This is a genomic window from Sphingobacterium sp. UBA7631 (assembly GCF_002483935.1).
In the GTDB taxonomy this organism is placed as follows: domain Bacteria; phylum Bacteroidota; class Bacteroidia; order Sphingobacteriales; family Sphingobacteriaceae; genus Sphingobacterium; species Sphingobacterium multivorum.
This window is the reverse complement of the sequence record NZ_DLIX01000008.1, coordinates 341849-364168: the sequence shown is the minus strand read 5'-3', so window position 1 is coordinate 364168 and position 22320 is coordinate 341849. Positions and strand designations below refer to the sequence as shown.

Sequence of the window (22320 nt, the reverse complement as noted above, 5' to 3'; positions counted from 1 at the left end):
GTATACACTGGCACTTAAGAAATAAAGCTATGATCAAGAATTATATAAAAATAGCCTGGCGCAATATCCAGAAAAACAGAGGATACTCGACCATCAATATCATTGGCCTTGCAATAGGTTTGGCCTGTTGCCTATTGATCGCAATTTATGTTCAGAACGAACTTTCCTACGATAAATATCACGTAAACAAAGAGCGGATTTACCGCATCGTACACGACTATAAAGATGTTAGCAGCACAGAGCAGCAGCAAATCTGGGGCAATGGACCTATTGGTGAAGCTATCAAAGCAGACTTTCCAGAAATCGAGAAAGTTGTTCAATTCTCGGGTCAAACATCTATCCTGCTCAAACAGGGCGATAAAAGATTCCAGGAGGAAAATGTATTTTTCATGGACTCCACTGCATTTGATGTCTTCAGTTGGAAGGTTTTGGCCGGCGATCCTCATACAGCTTTAAAAAACGCCTATTCTGTTGTATTAACAGAAAGTACCGCAAAGAAATATTTCGGAGATCAAAATCCCATTGGCAAGACGCTGGAGGGAGGTTTAGCTGCGGGCCGTGCTGACGCAGGTCTATATACTGTAACGGCAGTAATGGCCGATGTACCTGCTAATTCACACTTTACGTTCGATGCATTGCTCTCGATGAGTACATTCCGAAAAGCACGGCCAGACGTATTTAATAAAGAAGGCTGGGATTATGTAGACTTCTACACATACTTTCTCGCTTCAAAAGACTTTGATCCTGTAAAGTTCGACCAGAAAATACCGGAGTTTCTCAAGCGGCATCTCCCAACAAATGAAAACCCAAATGCAAAATACAATTTCCATATCGAGCCACTTCTGCAAGCTTACATGCACTCGTCTGCAGATCGTCAACCCGGTACCAATGGAAGCTATCAGAATTTATACATATTCAGCATTATTGGCGGATTCATCTTACTGATCGCCTGTGTGAACTTTATGAATCTGGCTACATCAAGGTCAATGGAAAGAGCAAAGGAAGTAGGCGTACGAAAAACCATAGGAGCAAGCAAAAGCAATCTGATCTTTCAGTTTATGTCTGAATCATTGGTTCTTGTATTCGTCAGTAGTATTTTGGCTATACTGCTCGTTATGGCCTTTCTCCCCTTTTTGGAAGCATTCTCGGGCAAACACCTCAATTATTCATCCCTGAAAAATGGGACGACCTGGGCAATATTCCTATTCACTACCATTTTTACGGGACTTCTTGCCGCCAGCTATCCCGCGTTGATTCTAGCAAATTTCAAACCGATTGCAGTACTTAAAGGAAGTTATAGCAACAGCAAAGGTGGTACATTATTACGTCGCGTATTAGTTGTTTTCCAATTTTGCCTTTCTATTGCGCTCATTGCAGGTACAGTCGTCGTCTTTTCTCAACTAGATCAATTACAGCACCGAGATCTTGGATTTCAAAAAGATCAACGGCTTGTGATAGATTATAATTTCGATGATAAGGTAAACAATAACCTGGAAGCGATAAAATCTACACTAGCAAAAGATAAAGATGTTTTGTCTGTCACTGCATCACGTACGGTACCGGGAACATTTTTTCCAAATGCAGGAACAGAAATCATGTCAGCAAACGGAACGATGAGTCAATTCGCTCCTTTCTTATATGAAGTCGATGTTGACTTTATTCCTAATATTGGTCTGCAAATGGCCGCAGGACGTGCCTATTCCAGAGATTTCCCAGCGGATACGGCCCATTCACTTGTTATCAATGAATCTGCTGCAAAACAATGGGGCTATTCAAATCCACAAGATATTATTGGCAAACAATTTCGTCAATGGGGAAGAGAAGGAACGGTTATCGGTGTAGTGAAAGATTTCAATTACCTTTCTTTACACCGTAAGATTGAGCCTTTAGCTTTGCGACTTGAACCAAGCAGCAGCCGGTATTTAACCTTGAATATCCAACATGTAAACCAGCCTGAGACCGTTGCCAGAATCGGCAAGCTGTGGAATGAACTTGTACCAAACCGTCCATTTTTATATAGCTTTCTCGACGACAATTTCAATCGACAATATGAAGCGGATTTTAATTTTAGAAGACTTTTTACAGCCTTCTCCGGACTGGCACTTTTTATTGCCTGTTTAGGTTTATTGGGACTTGTTACGTATACAGCCCAACAGCGTACCAAAGAAATCGGTGTACGGAAAGTTCTCGGTGCATCCATCTATAATTTAATCCTCCTGCTCTCTTCCGACTTCATCAAGTTATTGGCTGTAGCGCTCCTCATCGCGACACCGCTATCTTGGATGGCGATGAAAAAATGGCTTGACAACTTTGCATACCATATTGAACCACAATGGTGGATGTTTGTCTTTGCTGGTTTTGCTACAATCACTATCGCATTAGTAACGGTGAGTTTTCAAACACTCAAGGCTGCCAAGGCAAATCCTGTAGATAGTTTAAGAGACGAATAACAATATAATTTAATCCCATCACGATATTCCAGCTATGAACAACCTCCTATTAAAATCGGCAATTCGACAACTTTGGAAGAATAAACTATTCTCCCTATTAAATATTATTGGACTAGCCATCGGTATTACGTCATGTTGGGTCATATTTAAGATTGTCAATTATGAGTATAGTTTTGAAGCTGGAGTTCCTCAGCTTGAACGAACCTATAGGATCATTTCTCAGTTTAAAAATGATGGCAAGGATAATTACAATGGGGGATTGGCCAAGCCGTTTTATCAGGCCATCCGAAAAGAAATTCCGGGCGTGGAACTGGTCGCTCCAGCATTCAGAAATTATCAAATGGAATCTGTCACAATCAACAAGGGACAAAAAAATCAAAAACTTGTCGAGGACTTTGATGAGGCTGAAGGCAATGTGACGGAGACTACCAGCGACTACTTCAAGCTCGTTGGCTACAAATGGTTAGCAGGTTCACCAGAGAAAGCATTTTCAACTGCCAACGACATCGTATTGACAAAAAAAAGGGCAGCCATTTATTTCCCAAACCAGGCTGTCCAGGGCTTAATCGGCAAAACCATCTTTTATAACGACAGTATACCCAAAACAGTAACTGGCATTGTTGATGACCTTGGCTTCAACACGGAGTTCAATGGCACAGAATTCGTCTTGCTTAAAGAAGAAGTCTACCCACTGAATGTCTGGACGAATACCAATGGTACTGACAGACTTTATATCCGATTAAAAGATGGTGTAAAAGACCTTCCAATCCAGGCAGCTATCAATAAGATCGGACAAAAAAAATGGCAGGAATTCAGCCAGGAAAAAAAACCGAAGTTTGACTACAACCGTAAGGTCGTAGTCATGCCACTAAAAGATTCCCATTTTGCAGTACACATAAAAGAATGGTACGCCGAAAGAACAAGCAAAACCGTTATTTATGGGTTAATTGCCGTAGCTGCTTTTCTGATGCTTTTGGCCTGTATCAACTATATCAATCTTAGTACGGCACAAATACCAGCGCGGAGTAAAGATATTGGTGTCCGTAAAACATTGGGAAGTAGTCAGGGAAAATTGGTTAGCCAAATTATTTTTGAATCGCTTTTAACCATTGCTATTGCACTTGTTTGTTCGGTCTTTCTGACGAAACTGGCCTTTTTCTATTTTCAGGAAATGATTCCGGAGAAAGTAAAGGATTTTACAAGTTCGACGACATCCATGCTGTTTATCGCAATTTTACTGACCGTAACGACTTTAATTTCCTCGGCATATCCTTCTTGGTTAATTAAAAAGGTACAGCCTGTCAACTTATTTCGTGCCGGCAAGCAGTTTCAAATCGGAAAAACACAAATCAACCTTCGGAAAACATTGATTGTATTCCAATTCTTTATTGCTCAATTTTTTACGGTTTCAGCACTCATTATCGGCCAACAACTCTCCTATACCCTCAACAAAGATATGGGATTCGACAAAGATGCTGTTGTTACCTTCGATCTACCTTCCAAGCTCATCAACAAATTTTATGAGGAAAAACTGGATCAAAGTAAGAAACAAACACTCCTACATGAGATCCAAAAAATAAAAGGTGTTTCGGCAGCGTCAATCGGCAGCAAGCCCTTATCAAATAATTATTCATCATCTTGGTTTCATCGACAAGACCCTACGTTAAAAGAGAAAATTTCATCCGATATTTTCTTTAAAAATGCGGATGCGAATTATATCGCTGTCTATGACATGAAGTTAATTGCGGGCACCAATCTACCACAATCCGATACTGTCAATGCTTATATTATTAATGAATCTGCTGTCAAGGCGTTCGGTTTCAATTCGCCTCAAGATGCTATTGGGAAGTCAATTGGTCAAGAAGACAGTACCTTCCCGATCGTTGGCGTTATTAAAGATTTTCATGCCCAGGAATTCTATAAAGAGATCACACCTTTGGCTTTGCGCAGTTTTAGCCGTGGTGCCTATACCTTCAATATAAAACTATCGGGAAACAGCAAAGAATGGAAAACCAGTATTGAAGCGATCAACAAAGTATATACGCAGTTTTTTCCGGAACTCCCCATAGAAATAAAGTTCTACGATGAAACGATTGCGTCACTCTATCAAAAAGAGCAAAATCTGGCCAAATTAATTAACGTGAGTACAATTGTTGCTGTTTTGATCGGTTGTTTGGGCCTCTTTGGGCTGATTACCCTTGCGGCTTTCCAACGCAGCAAAGAGATCGGTATCCGTAAAGTTTTGGGTGCAAGTATTCCAAGTATCTTTCATTTATTGGCTAAAAACTTTGTACAGCTTATTTTAATCAGCATTCTTATTGCCGCACCCTTGACCTGGTGGACCTGTAGCAAGTGGCTGGAAGATTTTTACTACCGCATCGATCTTACGGCAACACCTTTTCTATTAGGCGCTGGGCTAGCACTATCTGCGGCGGTACTGACCATTAGTTTTCAATCGATCAAGGCAGCTATCCAAAATCCCGTAAATAGCTTACGGGACGAATAGCAACACTAGAATATCAAATTGGGGTTAACAAAAAACGAAATAACAATGATTGGAAATTCACTTAAAACAGCCTATCGTTTTTTAAAAAAACATAAGTTGATCACGTTTATCAATATCACCAGTCTCGCGATTGGCATTACGGCGACGCTGGTTATTTTCTTAATGATCCAATACGACTACAGTTTTGATAAACACGTTCCAAATCAAGAACAGGTCTATCGTGTTGTCAATAATGGTGAATTTAAAAATGCCGGTGTTTACGTACCATTGGTTCGTACCATGGAATCGGAATTACCGAACTTAGAAGCAGTAGCCCCCATTTATCGAAGCCATATTCCCAAACTAAAAGTTTCAACCGCGACGGATAAATTCCAAACTTTTCCAAAAGAGCAAAAGATGGCTTTTACCAACAGTCAATACTTCGATATTTTCCCTTCGAAATGGTTGGCTGGAAGTCCTAAGGCTTTGAATTCATCCGGAAATATTATCCTTACACAGAAAACACTAGAAAAGTTTTATGGAAAAGAACTGCCTGCAAATGTAATTGGCAAAACCATCATCTATGCAGATAGTATCCCACTTCAGGTCGCTGGTGTAATCGAAAATCCACAACATAATTCGGATTTTAATTTTGATAGTTTCATCGCTGATGCGACCATCGTCCAAGACAACAACCTAAAGAAGATGTATAGTTGGGAAGCTTGGAACAGCATCTCTGATTCACATCAGGTACTCATCAAGACAAAAGCACACAGCAATCCGCGTCTTCTGGAACGGAATATTGCTAATCTCCTTAAAAAATACAAATACAAAGAAGGTGAAAAAATCAACGATAAACTTGAATTACAAGCCTTATCTGATGTTCATTTCGACACGCGATTTAATTATGAAGCGACTCATCCAGAAGCACTTCGCAACCTCATTTTACTGGCATTCTTCCTGTTAGCCCTAGGGGCGGTAAATTTTATCAATTTATCCACAGCACAATCCATCGAAAGAGCTAAAGAAGTGGGTATTCGCAAGACATTGGGTAGCTCTAAGGCAACATTAATTAAACAATTCTTACTAGAGACATTTCTGATTACCTTATCGGCGACAATACTCGCGGTTTTATTGCTTCCTTTGTTCTTACATGTTTTTGAAGGATTTATTCCCAAAAACTTAAGTTTAGACCGTTTAGACAAAACCGTTATTCTTTTATTCTTATTCGGACAGCTTATCGTGGTCACCATTCTTGCGGGGTTTTATCCAGCTTGGGTATTGACAGGATACGCTCCTGTATTGGCACTCAAAAACCAGCTTGGAAAAAACACCAATCTTTCCCGAAGCGTATGGGTCCGCAAAGCACTGACTATTTTCCAATTTGTCTTAGCTCAGGCTTTTCTGATTTGTGTACTCGTTGTCGTGCGGCAGATCAATTACGTCTCCCATCGAGACATGGGTTTTCAGAAAGACGCGATCGTCAACATCAATATTCCTGGAGCTTTCCAAAATTCTACGAAAGGTCTCGTGCTTAAAAATGAGCTCAAAAAATTGCCGGATATCAAAGCGATTAGTTTTGGGAACATTGCACCCGCGATGAACGGCTGGATGACCACAGGAATCACTTATGATCAGTCGCCAACAAAGGAATCGCTAACATTCGATAGCCGCTCAGGTGATGAAAATTATTTGGAAGTCTATCAAATTCCACTTCTGGCAGGAAGGAATATACGTTTACTGGATTCAACCAGTGAAATGCTGATCAATAGAAAAGGACTTGAGCTACTGCATATCAAAGATCCCCAGGATGCCATTGGTAAAACTTTCGAAAATGGGCAGAATATCATCGTTGGTGTAATGGAGGATTTTGATCTAGCCTCTGCCCGACAGGCGGTTAAACCAGTCTTGTATACAGGCAGTAAGGAAGGATACGTACTCCATATTGCATTGGACCAATCGCATCCCGAAAACTGGAAAAATACCATTGATAAAATAACGGCTAATTATAAATCGGTCTTTCCAGACGACGAACTGGATCTGAAATTTTTGGATGATGTCGTCCAAAATTTCTACACCCAAGAAAAACAGCTTTCTAAGCTTCTATCATGGGCAGTAGGGCTTTCAATCCTGATTGCTGGCCTAGGTTTATTTGGATTAGCCATATTTACGGCAAATCAACGCACAAAGGAAATTGGAATCCGTAAAGTATTGGGGGCATCTGTTTTCCAGATAACCTTTCTACTGCTTCGGAATTTGCTATCATTGGTTGCAATAGCCTGTCTAGTAGCCTTTCCAATTGCTTATTATTTTATGCAGAGCTGGCTCAATGAATTTGTTTATCGAACCACGATAAGTCCCTGGATTTTTGGACTGTCTGCACTGGGCTTGATTGCATTTGCAAGTCTTGTATTATCAACCAAAAGTGTCTTTGCAGCAAAAGCAAATCCGATCAATAGTCTAAGGGATGAATAAATCAGCGGGTAAAAGCAATAAGCGTACTCCTGTGCATAACATATATTAAGAACTTAAAACCCCATAACAATGATAAAGAACTTCATCAAAACCGCGTGGCGAAGTATTTTTTCTAATAAATTCTACAGCGCCATTAATATTTTAGGATTAACAGCAGGAATGGTTGTGGGGATATTCTTATTGCTGTGGATACAAGACGAGTTGTCCTTTGACCGGTTCCATAAAAATCAGCATTCCATCTACAAAATTGGAATAGAAGGAGGAACTGGGATATCAAAACGAATCTTTGGATCCATCATTGCTCCCGTAGGAAGTTTCGCAAAAAAGGAAATTCCTGAAGTCCAGGATGCAGTCCGTATTTTCAAAATTGGAGATGCTGCACTTAAATATAAAGAGAAGAGATTTAATGAAAAGAACTTTGCATTTGTAGACCCCAGTTATTTTACGGTTTTCGATTTTCCACTACTACAGGGCAATTCAAAACAACCCTTCCCCGACAACAATTCCATTGTACTTACGCAACGTACGGCACGTCGGTACTTCGGTGATGAAAATCCAATTGGAAAAACTGTGACATTGGGTATCGAGGACCTTTGTGTTGTATCAGGTGTCATTGCTGATTATCCAGAAAACTCTACTTTTCAATTTCAGGTTCTGCTCCCCATTTCGAGATTTAACGAACAGGCTTACATTAAAAACGAAACGACCTATGATAATAAGACCTTTTTATCTTCCATGGATGAAGATTGGTCCAATTTTTCATTCGAAACTTATCTCCAACTGAGGCCTGATGCAAATCTTGCCACAGTTTCAAAAAAGCTACAGGCGATACACGAAAGGAATAAACCTGAGGATGCCCCTGTCCCCTACGTTACACAAGCACTCGCAAAGGTGCATCTCTACCAAATGGATGGTAGTGATGCAGGAATTGACAATGTTCGAGTTTTTATAGGCGTAGCGATTATGATTCTTGTTATCGCAAGTATTAACTATATCAATCTTTCTACTGCACGGTCGTTGTCGCGCGCAAAAGAAGTGGGGATACGTAAAGTTATCGGCGCTGGTAAAAAGGAACTTTTTTTCCAATTTATATTGGAAACAACCATACTATTTGTCATTGCATCAACATTGGCACTTGCGCTAGTATTTATTGGCCTCCCTTTGTTTAATAATTTCTCGGGAAAGCAGATTTCCCTACAGCTCTTTAATCCTACGTTATGGATAAGCGTACTGCTCATGCTTTTAGGAACACTTGTACTTACAAGTGTATATCCTGCCCTGCTTTTATCGAGATTTGATCCGATTAAAGTACTTAAAGGCCGGTTTACCATAAAAAATTCCAGTGCACGAAAAATACTGGTTGTCCTGCAGTTCACTGTTTCCATCATCCTTATCACTTTAACAATTGTTATCGGTCGCCAATTGGATTTTATAAAACATCAAAATTTAGGCTACGAAAAGGATCATATTATTTCCGTTGCTATGGCACCAAAAATGTCCAAACATTTTGATGCTGTCAAAACCGAACTTCTAAAAAATAAGGATATTGATGATGTTATCCGTCTTGGCCGGGATATGGTTTATGGTGGAGCTTCAACTGGAGACAACGATTGGGAAGGAAAGCCCAGCAAATCCAATCTCTGGTTCAATATGACCTATTCTGATCAATCTGCACTCAACTTTTTTAAGATAAAACTAACACAAGGTCGTAATTTCACAGGCTCCATAGCAGATTCAACACATTTCATTCTTAATGAAACGGCAGTACGGGAAATGGGGTTAAAAGATCCTATTGGCACACGTTTACGCATTCGAACAGTTCCGGGAACTATTATTGGGGTTGTAAAAGATTTTAATTATGCGAGCGCTAGACAAAAGATCGAGCCGATGGTCTTTCAATATAGCCCAAAAGATTGCTGGCAGCTATACATCAAAACAACAACTTCTGGTACAAAATCCGCATTAAACTCCTTGCAACACATCTGGAAAAGTTATTATGATGATATGCCTATGAACTACAGCTTCCTGGACGAAAGCTATCAAAAGCAATATACGAATGAGCAGAAACAAGGCTCTTTATTCAATTTTTTTGCCCTGATCGCCATCGTCATCTCCTGCTTAGGACTCTTAGGACTATGTACCTATACTGCACAAGTTAGGACCAAAGAAATTGGTATCAGAAAGGTCCTTGGCGCAACGGTATTTAGCATTATACAATTATTAAACAAGGAATTTCTACTCTTAGTCATTTTGGCCAATGTCATCGCAATACCAATTGCTGTATATTTCAGTATAAATTGGCTCGATGGTTTTGCCTTTAGAACGACGCTCCCATTCGCCATATTTCTATATGCGGCGGGGATAACCATTGCTATTGCATTATTTACGGTGAGTTTCCAATCCATTAAAGCGGCATACGCCAATCCTGTGAAAAGTTTGCACGATGAATAGTTTATATTTGAGAACCAAAAACAACAGCATAAAATGATTCGATTATTCCTAAAAACAGCGCTGAGAAATTTGAAGCGCAGTCCCTTAAACACAACAATAAATATTTTGGGGTTAGCACTGGGGTTTACTGTTGCCCTGATAAGTACATTATGGGTACTGAAACAATTTTCTTTTGATAAGCATTACAGCAATTATCAACATATTTATCAGGTCATGATGACTGGAACCTTCAATGATGAGAAATCTACTGATCGCTCCACCCCTATTCCCTTGGTCAAAACAATCGCGTCTGATTTCAAAAATGAGATGGCAGATGCCACTTTGGTCACCAATATGGAAAGCAACAATCTTAAAGTAGGTGATAAAAAGCTTAATGCACCGGGATTCTATGCCATGGGAAAATTCGCCGAATTATTTTCCCTCGAATCTTTAGAAGGAAATAGTACCACACCGGGCAATCCATCGACCATCATAATTTCCGAATCCTTAGCAAAACGACTGTTCAATCAGACAAGTGTTATCGGGAAAACGCTCCAATTGAATGGTAAAGAACAATATACTGTTCAGGGCGTTTATAAAGATATTCCTGAAAACAACACTTTTTATGGCTTAGATTATGTATTGCCGTTTGTCGATTATCTTGCTAAAGACCAAGGTATTGAAGAAAGCTGGTCCAGCTGTTATTTCAGCACTTTCGCTAAGATCGAAAATGCTGCCTTTGTTCCCGCTTTGGAAAATAAACTAACAAATATCATCAACAAAAAACTGACGGATATAAAACCTGAAATCCTGTTACATCCGATGTCCAAATGGCATTTATACGATTCATTTAAAAATGGAAAGAACGTCGGCGGGCAGATTCAATATGTATGGATGTTTGTTTGGATAAGCGTATTCATTATTTTATTGGCCAGTATTAATTTTATTAACTTGAGTACGGCGAGAAGCCTGAAAAGAGGAAAAGAAATCGGGGTTTTAAAATCGGTTGGTGTCAACCGCCGGCAGCTTATTGCAGGCTTTCTTGTTGAGTCAATCCTAGCGGTAGCCTGCGCATTTTTGATCGCTGTTCTATTCGCTACATTGCTGTTGCCTTGGGTCAAAACGATTACACACACTTCATTGCATATACCTTTTGCGGATATTCGTTTTTATGGCTATTCTTTATTAGGAATAGGCGTTATAGGGCTTTTAGCGGGTATGTATCCGGCATTATTTCTATCGGCCTTTAATCCTATTCTTGCACTTAAAGGTAAGATCATCAACCGAAAAGGCGGATCAAGAAGTAGAAAGGCAATGGTCATCGTGCAATTTGCGATTTCTATTTTCCTGATGATATCCACTTATCTGGTGATTCAACAACTGCATTATACCAAGGACCGCCCAATAGGTTATAAAGGTTCAAATTTGATAAACATTACTTCATCCAATTCAACTATCGTCAAAAACTTTGATGTCCTTAGAAAAGAGTTGATCGGTCAGCGTTTAGTTAAAGATGCTTCCCTTTCTTCCAACTTTGTCAACCACCTATCCTTAACGGGTGGTGGCTTTAATTGGCAGGGCAATGATACCAGGGACGGTGCGATCATGGGGATCTTCACCGTGGATGAAAACTTTGCTAATACTGTACAATGGAACTTTATAAAAGGACGCAATTTTTCAAAAGATTTCAAAACAGATTCAACAGCTGTTATTCTGAACGAAGCTGCGGCCAAATTTATGGGAGTTACCGACCTAAACAGCAAACAACTTTCACGTGCCGGTATTAATTACCATATCGTGGGTATTATCCAGAACACGCTGTCCGAATCGCCGTTCAAATCCATTACACCGACGGCTTATTTTCTAAAATTTTTACCAAAGAATAAAATCACGCTTCAACTGGATGAAAATCAAGATGTCAAACAAAACCTAAAAGCTATTGCCACAGCATTCAACCGCATAGATCCTGATCTTATTTTTGATTATACCTTTACGGATCAGGAATATGCCAAAGAGTTTCAACAGATGGAAATGATCAAGAGCTTAACCAGTTTATTTACAGGGTTGGCCATACTCATTTCATGTCTTGGTCTCTACGCGCTGGTTTCCTTTCTTACGGAGCAACGAGAAAAAGAAATTGGCATTCGTAAAGTATTGGGCGCATCAGAACTTGGCTTGTGGCGACTACTTTCCACAGAATACATTTGGCTCACAGGAATTGGCTTTTTACTCGCAGCCCCTTTAGCCTATCTGCTAATGGAATCATGGCTCGAAGATTATGTCTACCGCATATCAATTACATGGACGGTCTTTGCTATCACAGGCTTAACCGCCCTAATCATCACCTTATTAACCGTTAGTTACCAAGCGATTAAAGCAACATTAGCAAATCCTGTAAAAACCTTAAGAAGCGAATAATACCAATTTGTTCGGGGACGGACACTATACTGTCCGTTTCCGAACATTTAAAACCGCTATAAAAACACAACAAAAACCTAAAAATCAATACATTATATTTATGGCAAACGAATTGAACTACTTGGCTTTGCTATTTTTCGAATAACGGAGCCTTCTACTAAAGCGAGCTAAGTGACAAGAATATAGCCTAATTAACAGTATAAATGCTCATAACCATGTTAAAGAACTATTTTAAAATTGCTTGGCGGAATATCAGAAAAAACAAAGGATTTTCTCTTTTAAATATGTTTGGCCTCAGCATCGGAATAACATGTTTCCTATTGTTGGCAGCGTACATCTATCATGAATCCAGTTATGAGCGTTTCCTTCCCAATGCGGACCGCCTGACTTATATTAGCCTCACCTATAAAGCACCCAATAGCACGGAAGAAGTAAATTCTGCCGTAACACCGACAGGCTTAGCTCCTACGTTGCAGGCTGAATTTCCGGATGTAGAACAGGCAACCAGATTATACGGCTATTCCAAAGGCGGCAAAATAGAATCCAAAGAGGCACTAATAACTGAAAAAGGCCTACTGTATGCTGACCAGAATGTTTTTAAAACTTTAGGCTATACCTTTCTCGAAGGTGATTCACGATCAGCCTTAGTAGAACCAAATCAGATTGTCTTAACAAAAAAACTCGCAGCGAAATATTTCCCCAATCAGTCGGCCATCGGTCAGACACTATCCATTGACAAAGTCAACTGGAAAATCACAGGTATCATCGCAGACTTGCCCACAAATACACAGTTGAACTTCTCTGCGCTCCTTTCCAACAAAGGATTAGAACGCTACAAAGAAATGGCTTGGTCATCTGCAAATGATATAACCATAGCGCTCCTAAAAAACAAAGATCAGGTCGGTTCGATCCAACAGAAATTGGACCAAATGACAAAATCAAAATTCGCCGAAGCAACAAAACAAGGCTATCAATTTCGATTCGTCCTGGAAAAGCTGACCGATATCCATCTTCACTCCAAAGCAGCAGGTACGGGAAACATCACTTATATCTATATTTTATTGGCATTAGGTGCTGCACTTATTATTTTAACCTGCATCAATTTTACAAATTTGGTCTTAGCACATGCGCTTGAACGCAAGAAAGAAATCGGTGTCAAGAAAGTTTTGGGTGCAGCAAAGAAAACGATATTCTTCCAGTTCTTTTTTGAATGTAGCCTGATGGTTTTTCTAGCTGTTGTATTTAGCCTTCTGACTACGGTACTCTTGTTGCCCGTGTTCAGTTCATTTATGGGGGCCGAAATGAAATTAACCATATGGACAGACCCTCGGTTTTATACAATTTTACTTGTTTTCATAGCCTTGCTGACGCTTTTGTCAGGTGGCTGGCCAGCCTATTCAATTGCCAGTTCAAAGCCTATTTCTATTTTCAAGCGAAAATTAACTGAAAAACTACGTGGCCTATCTTTAAGCAAGGTGCTCGTTACTTTTCAATTCAGTATCTCTATATTTTTTATTATCTGTACCTTATTTGCGAGTAGACAGATGGATTTTATCCAGTCTAAGAATACCGGGTTAGATCGCTCTGATATGCTTGTCATCGATGGCCGAGGATGGCAAGATAAAGAAAGGCAGCTATTAAAAGAAAAGTTAATGCAGCTCAACAGTGTCCAGGGGGTTACCGCTTCGTATGACAACCCCGTCAATATCCAAGGTGGCTACAGCATCAGTGAAGTAGAAGGCCAACCCAATGATTTTGATATGAATGTCACTGCAATTCCGATTGAAAAAGATTTCGTATCCGTTTTCCATATTCCATCTGTTGCCGGTGCACCGTTGTCAGACGCGGACATTTTGCGCGCAAAAGACACTATTTCACCAGAATATGGTTTTATAGTGAATACACTTGCTGCATCCGCCATGGGTTTTACTCCTGAACAGGCTATTGGAAAGAAAATCAACTTGAATGGGCGTAAGGGCAGCATCAAACAAGTCGTTGCGAGTTTTAACTTTGCGTCATTACATAACGAAGTCAAACCAATTGTGCTTTTTCCTGAATATGATTATTTCGGTAATATTTTCATTCGACTCAATCCGACGTCGCCGATAAAAGATGCTCTTGCGCAGATAAGAGCTGTCATCAAAGATATTGATTCAAAAAACAGCTTTGAATATCATTTTCTCAATGACGACTATAACAAATTATGTCTCAAAGATCAGCAAACAACACGGGTAATGCAGTTATTTTCCATCATTACAATTGCTATCGCTTGTATGGGCCTTTTTGCCCTATCAGCTTATGCTGTACAACAACGCTTTAAAGAGATCGGTATCCGTAAAGTATTAGGTGCTTCAACGATCAAGATTGTCAACATATTGAGTGTTGACTTTATGGCCCTCGTCCTGTGTGCTGTATTGATCAGTGTACCCTTAGGCTGGTATGCCATGCACCGCTGGGTAGAGAATTTTGCTTACCACATCACGCTAGACTGGTGGGTATTTATTGTGGCGGCGATAAGCGCATTATTGGTATCATTTATCACCATTAGTTTTCAAACCATAAAAGCTGCGATTCTAAACCCGGTTGATAGTTTAAGAGATGAGTAATTGTTTTAGTAGCTATTAAAAATAAAGACACCTGATAAATAACAAGCTGGACCTTTAAAATTCAAGTTTTTTCTATTTAGCAATAACCAATACGACAAATATGCTTAAAAATTATATCAAAATAGCATGGCGCAACCTGATGAAAAACAAATCCTTCTCTTTGATTAACATCATCGGATTGGCGATCGGCATGGCCGGAGCATTACTTATAGCACTTTGGTTGCAAAACATGTTAACCATGGACCGCTTTCATGAAAAGGGTGATCGCCTGCATGTATTGAGTAATCGAGACGAATTTCAGGGCGATAAATCAGCTTGGGCCTTCACTCCTAAAATATTAGGTCCCTCCTTGTCCGCCGATTTTCCAGATATAGAAACTTTTACCAGATATAATGAGAGCGGCCAATTTCTAACGACATTCAAGGATAAAAAACTGATCGCAAATACTGTTTTCATCGATCCTGGTTTTTTCAAGATGTTTTCTTTGCCTTTTGTGAAAGGAGAACAGAATATTAGATTTGATAACCCTAAAGGCCTTGTTCTCACAGAAAGCTATGCCAAGGCTTTATTTGGCAGCGAAGATCCTATTGGAAAATCAGTTCGGATAGACTCTGTTAATCAGGTTTCCGTACAGGCGGTACTTAAAGACCTTCCGAGTAATTCAAGTTTCAAATTTGATATTCTCCTACCATTTGAATATGCAAAAATAATTGGTTACGTGGATGATAACTGGAGCAATAATTCATTAACCACCTATGTGCTCCTAAAAAAAGGTGTCTCACTTACCGCGTTTAACAGCAAAATCAGAACCTATCTGAGAGATCATATCAATGCAAGTAATAAGGCTGCCGGTTACCAATCGGCTAGAAATACGGGTGAGATCTTTGCTTTTCCCTATCCCGATTCGTTTCTTTACAATAGCGGAAAAGGAGGAAATTATACGTCCGGACGTATCGATATCGTCAAGCTATTTGCTTGGATTGGTGTATTTATTTTATTGGTGGCAAGCATCAATTTTATGAATTTGAGTACGGCACGTTCCGAACGCCGTGCGAAAGAAGTCGGTGTCCGCAAAGTAATTGGCGCAAATAAGACAAGCCTAATGGCGCAGTTCCTCGTTGAAAGCATATTGATCAGCCTAATCGGCATGGTACTCGCGACGATACTTGTTTTTATTGTCCTGCCATTCTTTAACGAGCTTGTCGGAAAACAGCTTAGCCTATCGTTATTAAACTTACCGACCTGGCTATTTTTAATTGGCTTTGCTTTATTTACAGGTATATTAGCCGGCACCTATCCCGCCTTTTTCCTTTCTTCCTTTCAACCTATCAAAACGTTGAAGGGGAAATTCGTTTCTAAAACGAGGGGTCTTAGTATTCGCTCCATCTTAGTGGTCATTCAATTCAGTCTCGCGATTATATTGATTATCGCAACGGTCATTGTCGCCAAACAAATCCAGTACACTAAACAGCGCGACCGTGGTTATAATGAAAATGGGTTGCTTTATAGCAGTATCAAAGGTGACTTAGAAAAGAATTATAAAATTTTACGCGACGAATTACTAGCCAGCAACGCAGTTGTTTCTGTATCAAAAAATATGTCGCCAGTAACCGATTTCTATAGCAATGGCTGGGGATTTACGTCTGGGACACCAACGGAACAGGACAAACGCATTTCCTATAACCGTTTTAGTACCGATGCAGATGCCGTAAAAAATCTAGGCCTAACTCTTATACAGGGGCGGGATATCGATATTTACAAGTTTGCGACAGACAGTACTGCTTTGATTTTAAATGAATCCGCGGTAAAAAGTTTGCACCTCAAAAACCCGGTCAATAGCATTGTGGATGGTGATGGAACAAAATGGACCGTAGTTGGGGTGGTCAAAGATTTCATTATGGGATCGCCATTTGGAGACAATAAACCCATGGTGATATTAGGACCGCAAGCCTGGTTTACAACGATCCATTATCGTTTAAATCCAAACAATGACATCGGAGACAACTTAAAAACGATTGAGTCCATCTTTAAAAAGTTCAACCCAGACTATCCTTTTGAATATCAATTCATTGACAAGACCTACGAAGAAAAATTTAAAGAGACAAAAGCTATAGGTACGCTAGCCATGATCTTTGCAGGATTGACGATCTTTATATCCTGTCTTGGTTTATTGGCATTAATCGCCTATATGGCCGAAACGCGCATGAAAGAAATTGCTGTCCGCAAAGTTCTTGGAGCAAGTGTCACCCAAGTAACTTCTTTACTTTCAATCGATTTTATTAAGCTTGTTGTGGTCGCAATTTTTATCGCCACACCTATCGCTTGGTGGGCCATGGATAAATGGTTACAAGATTACAGCTATCGAATTGAGATACAGTGGTATTACTTTGTCATTGCTGGACTATTGGCTATTCTGATCAGTATGGCCACGATAAGCTATCAAGCAATTAAGGCTGCACTGGGTAATCCTGTCGATAGCTTACGTGATGAGTAGCTTAAAGTCAAACAACATTTTTTTCGATAGCTTAAAACCAGATAGAAGACTATGAATTCATTCAAACTTGCTCTTCGCAGCATCATTGTCAACCGACAATATACCTGGATCAATATCTTGGGTCTAAGTATTGGGTTCTCCTTGTGTCTTCTTGTATTCGCTCTTGTCATTGAGGAAAATTCGTACGACAAAAGCTGGAAAAATGCGGATCATCTCTTTCGGATTGTCACGATAGATTCAACGGCTGGCCTTGAACGCCAAATGTCCAGGACATTCGTTAATTTAAGTACGGAACTCAAACAAGTATTTCCGGAGATTCAAAATGAGGCTCGGATAGAATCCAGAAAATATTATTTAAAACCGCATGCAAGCTCAGCACAGCCCATAGGCATACAGGTTTTGGAGTCGGAAATAAATATCTTGGATATGTTGACCATCAAGGTTCTCGAAGGCAATCCCAAACAGCTGGTCCAAGGAACAACAAACTTGCTCATCGGCAAAGAATTCAAAGAAAAGTACTTTAAGAACGAAAATGTCATCGGCAAAGTCATCCAAAGTGCCGACCCCTATACCGATAAGCCATCCGATTATATCATCACGGGTGTTATGGATATTCTTCCTTATAATTCAACGCTCAGAGCTTCCGCCATTGCTTTAGTCCCCAAAATATCGATGGAATTAAGCAAAGATGGCTCAGGCTACTACACCGAACAATTTGTACAACTAAAACCCGGGACACCAAGAATAGATCTCGAGCAGAAACTAAATCATTGGTATAAAGGATACCTCAGTCCTAACACAAAACATGTGACTTCATTTCGCCTGCAGCCTATTCAGGATATATATATGGAGCCATTAGGCAGTGCAGATATCAGCGGCAACCAAAAAACAACAAACATATTTGTGGGTGTTGCCGTTTTGGTCTTTATTATTTCCTGTATCAATTTTATTAATATTTACGCTGTAAGAACAGTTAAAAAATTAAGAGCACTTCATATACATAAAGTATTGGGGGCCAGCCGAGCCCAGATGATCAGACGAATGCTGTTAGAAACAATCCTACTGTTTTTTATTTCTGCGTTATGTAGTTTGGTACTTTTTAGACTTGGATTGTCCCAACTGGAACACTTTATAGGCTATGATCTCGCTTATATTAAATCCATACAGCTCCCGTTGCTATTGGCCTATATGACGACATCAATCGCCCTCGGCCTGCTAATTGGTTTTTATCCTGCATGGCTGATCTCTGGTATTAAGAGTTCAGATGCCTTAAAAAATAAGCTATCAAAAATTCCCCATGCGGAAGTCTTTATCAAAAAAATGCTTATCACTACACAGTTTAGCATTGCCATTATCGTCATCATTGGCCTTATAACAATCAAGTCCCAACTCAGTTATATGCAAGCAGCACCCTTGGGAATGGAAGTCAAAAATGTGCTAAACATCGACTATTTCAATAAGGGTACACAAAATACAAATATAAAAGATCGAATTGGTCAACTTACTGGGGTTGAATCGGTCAGCGTCGCTGCCTGGACGCCGACAATCGGGTCAGGCTACCTTGCCAAGACAATCGTTGACAAGGACGATCCAGGGAAAAATATCCAAGTCAGTTTCATCGGTGGCGATGTCGATTTGCCCAAGACTTTGGGAATCCAGCTGGTTAAAGGTCGATTATTAACTCCTGAAGATTATACGCATGTTGAAATGGATCTGGGAGAAGATGAAGGTATCAATAATGCCCTTGTGACCGAAAGTACGGCAAAAAAGCTTGGGATAAACAAACTCGGTATCCTGTATAAAGACCTTCAAATTATCCCCGTCGGAATCATTAAAGATTTCCATAGTGAGTCTTTTCGTAGCAAAATAGTACCAACAGTAATTTTGGCAAAAGATTTTAACGGAAGCGGCAATATTCTGATAAAAGTAGGGAAAGGACAAGAACAACAAATCTTTCGATCGGTATCTCAAATTATACAAAATACCTATCCTGATAAACACGTTTCCTTCCATTGGATAGATGAGTTGATTGCAAAACAATATGAAAAAGAGAACAAGCAAGTGCAATTATTTATCCTATTCAGTGCATTGACATTGTTGATCTCCGCCTTAGGAATTACAGGATTGATTATGCAAAATCTCGAACAGCGTACTAAAGAAATTGGCATACGCAAAGTACTAGGCGCTACAGTGCTTGACATATCACGTCTCTTTTCAAAAGATTATCTCATCTTATCCACCTTGGCTATTTTTATTGCCAGTCCAATAGCGGGGTATTTTTCAAAAAAATGGCTTGAAGATTATGCGTACAATGTGGGCGTGCAATGGTGGTTCTTTATCCTTGCCGCGCTTGCCATCTTTTTGATCAGCATCATTACTGTCAATTTCCAAACAATACGTGCCGCACTAAACACTCCAGTAGATAGCTTACGAAACGAGTAAATATTCATTTATAGTAATAGAGGGGGCCTCAATATGATCAAGAATAATTTAAAAATAGCATGGAGAAATTTAACCCGCAATTTCTCTACCTCGTTTATCAACATCGTTGGGTTGGCCATGGGCATTGCAACCTGCCTTCTGATCAGCTTATATGTGACCGATGAATTTAGTTTTGATCGTTACAACGAGCATGCAGACCGTATTGTACGTGTTGTTTTCAGAGGAACGGTTAAGGGCGGAACGATCAATGAGGCACATGTAATGCCACCTGTAGCTTCGACGATGAAGTCAGAGCTGCCCGAAGTTGAAGAAACTGCACGACTAAGAATAGGTGGATCGCCTCTATTTGTCGTCAATAATAAAGTTTTCCACGAAGAAAAAATGGCTTTCGTGGATGCTTCTTTCTTCAAAATTTTCACACTCCCTTTTATTAAAGGGAATTTGTCTACAGCTATTTCTTCCCCTAATTCTGCAGTGATATCCGAATCCACCGCCTTAAAATACTTCGGCACAAACGATGTTGTCGGTCGAGACCTCATCATCAAAGACAATACAAATATTCTCAAAATCACTGGCGTAATTAAAGATGTTCCTCAAAACTCCCATTTTCATTTTGATGTATTTACCTCTTTGGATGCACTGGAAGATTCACGTTCAGATTCATGGATGACCTCCGAATACTATACGTATGCGCTTCTTTCAAAAAATGCATCACGTGAAAAGCTCGAAAAAAACTTAGCCACCCTATTCGACAAACATGTTGCCACACAATTTATGGCCGGTTTTGGCATGAGTTACCAAGAATTCAAAAAAACGGGAAATAAGATCGGTCTTTACCTACAACCGCTCACAGATATCCATCTACATTCGAATTTCAACTATGACCTCAGTGTCCCTGGGGATATACGGTACGTTTACATCTTCAGCGCTATTGCACTTTTTATGCTATTGATAGCCACCATTAATTTTATGAATTTATCTACAGCCAGTGGTTTTAAGCGATGTAAGGAAGTTGGCGTACGAAAAGTACTGGGTGCTGACAAGCAAAACCTGATGCGACAATTTATGCTAGAGGGTGTCCTCCTGACTTATATTTCCTTAGGAATAGCTCTGGGAATTGTTTTACTTGCCCTCCCCCTATTTAATCAGATTTCCGGAAAAGAGATTGAAATTCAAAAACTTGAAATATCTAAAATCATCCCCATCTTACTAGGTTTTGGTCTAATTGTCGGTCTATTTTCCAGTAGCTATCCCGCGTTATATCTATCCTCATTTAATCCGCTACGGGTATTAAAAGGGAAAATAAGCCGCTCGACTAAAGGCTTTAATTTACGTAGCGGACTTGTTGTATTTCAATTCATCATTTCTGTCGGGCTTATCTTTGGAACCGTGGTTGTTGTTCAGCAGCTGGATTATATGCGTCATATTAAACTTGGATATAACAAGGATAATGTCCTTATTATACCGAGCTGGCCTTTGGGAAAAAACGAAAAGACATATTATAATTTATTGATGCAAGACAGCAGGATCAAGCATGTCTCTCATTCGTCCTATCTTCCTGCTGGAGAAAGCAACAACAACAATTTTTTCATTTATCCAGATGGCAATACTGATCAATGGGTCAAAACAATTCGTTACGATGTTGATGAAGAATATATTCCTGTTATGGGTATGCAACTTAAAGAAGGACGGAATTTCGCAAAAACATTTGGTAATGATAGCCTTTCTGTTATCATCAATGAAACCGCAGCAAAAGATCTGGGTTGGAACAATCATAGCCTTGGTAAAATATTAACCAATAAAGACAACAAAAGCTATCGTGTTATTGGTGTCGTTAAGGATTTCCACTTTCGTTCTTTGCATGAGCAGATCTCTCCGCTTGTGATGGTTCTTAGCGATCAAGCCGGGAGTTTGATTCTTAAAACACAAACAACCGATATGGAGAAGCTCATTCAAAAATTAGCGTCTCTCTATCGTTCCTTTCCGGCAGACATTCCATTCAGCTATTCCTTTCTGGATGAGCGATACGCACAAACCTATCAAGCAGAAGTGAAAACGGGTAAGTTACTGAGTATCTTTGCGGGGCTGACTATTTTTGTGGCTTGCCTCGGTTTATTTGGCTTGGCTATTTTTACCGCCAATCAACGCAAAAAGGAAATAGGGATCCGGAAAGTTGTTGGAGCTACAGTTCCCGACATCACACGCATGCTTTCCACTGAATTCGTCAAACTCGTTCTCATTGCCATTGTCATTTCTTCTCCCCTAGCTTGGTGGATGATGCACAAATGGTTAGAAAATTTTGCATACCGTATTGAGATGCAATGGTGGATGTTTGTACTAGCAGGCGCGCTAGCCGTTTTTATTGCTTTAATTACAGTAAGTTCACAAGCGATACGCGCAGCCCTAACAAAACCTGTCGACAGTCTACGTGATGAATAAAATAGACTCGTCTGTTCAGCTATGGACAAAGCACTGTCCGATATCGAACAGCGAGTAAAAGAATCAGGAATGCAATCCGTT

At 39.9% G+C, this 22320-nt stretch carries 9 protein-coding genes; all 9 read left to right on the top strand.

Going from position 1 to position 22320, the window contains the following annotated elements; translation table 11 throughout:
- Positions 1–29 precede the first annotated feature (29 nt).
- Entirely contained in the window at positions 30–2450 is a 2421-nt protein-coding gene (locus B3P16_RS16060) for an ABC transporter permease (protein ID WP_286843531.1), read from the top strand.
- 34 nt (positions 2451–2484) lie between these two features.
- Entirely contained in the window at positions 2485–4956 is a 2472-nt protein-coding gene (locus B3P16_RS16055) for an ABC transporter permease (RefSeq protein ID WP_115047347.1), read from the top strand.
- Positions 4957–5001: 45 nt separating this feature from the next.
- Positions 5002–7410: an ABC transporter permease gene (locus B3P16_RS16050; protein ID WP_286709818.1), complete on the top strand. Its 2409-nt coding sequence runs from the start codon at positions 5002–5004 to the stop codon at positions 7408–7410.
- A 69-nt stretch (positions 7411–7479) separates the two neighbouring features.
- Positions 7480–9861, top strand: coding sequence for an ABC transporter permease (locus tag B3P16_RS16045; RefSeq protein WP_286843530.1), 2382 nt, complete (start codon positions 7480–7482; stop codon positions 9859–9861).
- Positions 9862–9894: 33 nt separating this feature from the next.
- Positions 9895–12258 (top strand): FtsX-like permease family protein, encoded by a 2364-nt coding sequence (locus tag B3P16_RS16040; protein WP_286843529.1) that lies wholly within the window; start codon positions 9895–9897, stop codon positions 12256–12258.
- 215 nt (positions 12259–12473) lie between these two features.
- Complete coding sequence (locus B3P16_RS16035; protein WP_286843527.1) at positions 12474–14864, top strand: ABC transporter permease; 2391 nt, start codon at positions 12474–12476, stop codon at positions 14862–14864.
- 100 nt (positions 14865–14964) lie between these two features.
- Positions 14965–17358, top strand: coding sequence for an ABC transporter permease (locus tag B3P16_RS16030; RefSeq protein WP_115047337.1), 2394 nt, complete (start codon positions 14965–14967; stop codon positions 17356–17358).
- A gap of 51 nt (positions 17359–17409) precedes the next feature.
- Positions 17410–19800 carry an ABC transporter permease gene (locus B3P16_RS16025; RefSeq protein WP_286843525.1) on the top strand — a complete coding sequence of 797 codons (2391 nt, stop codon included), beginning with the start codon at positions 17410–17412 and terminating at the stop codon, positions 19798–19800.
- A 33-nt stretch (positions 19801–19833) separates the two neighbouring features.
- Positions 19834–22239 carry an ABC transporter permease gene (locus B3P16_RS16020; protein WP_286843523.1) on the top strand — a complete coding sequence of 802 codons (2406 nt, stop codon included), beginning with the start codon at positions 19834–19836 and terminating at the stop codon, positions 22237–22239.
- The last annotated feature ends 81 nt before the right edge of the window (positions 22240–22320 follow it).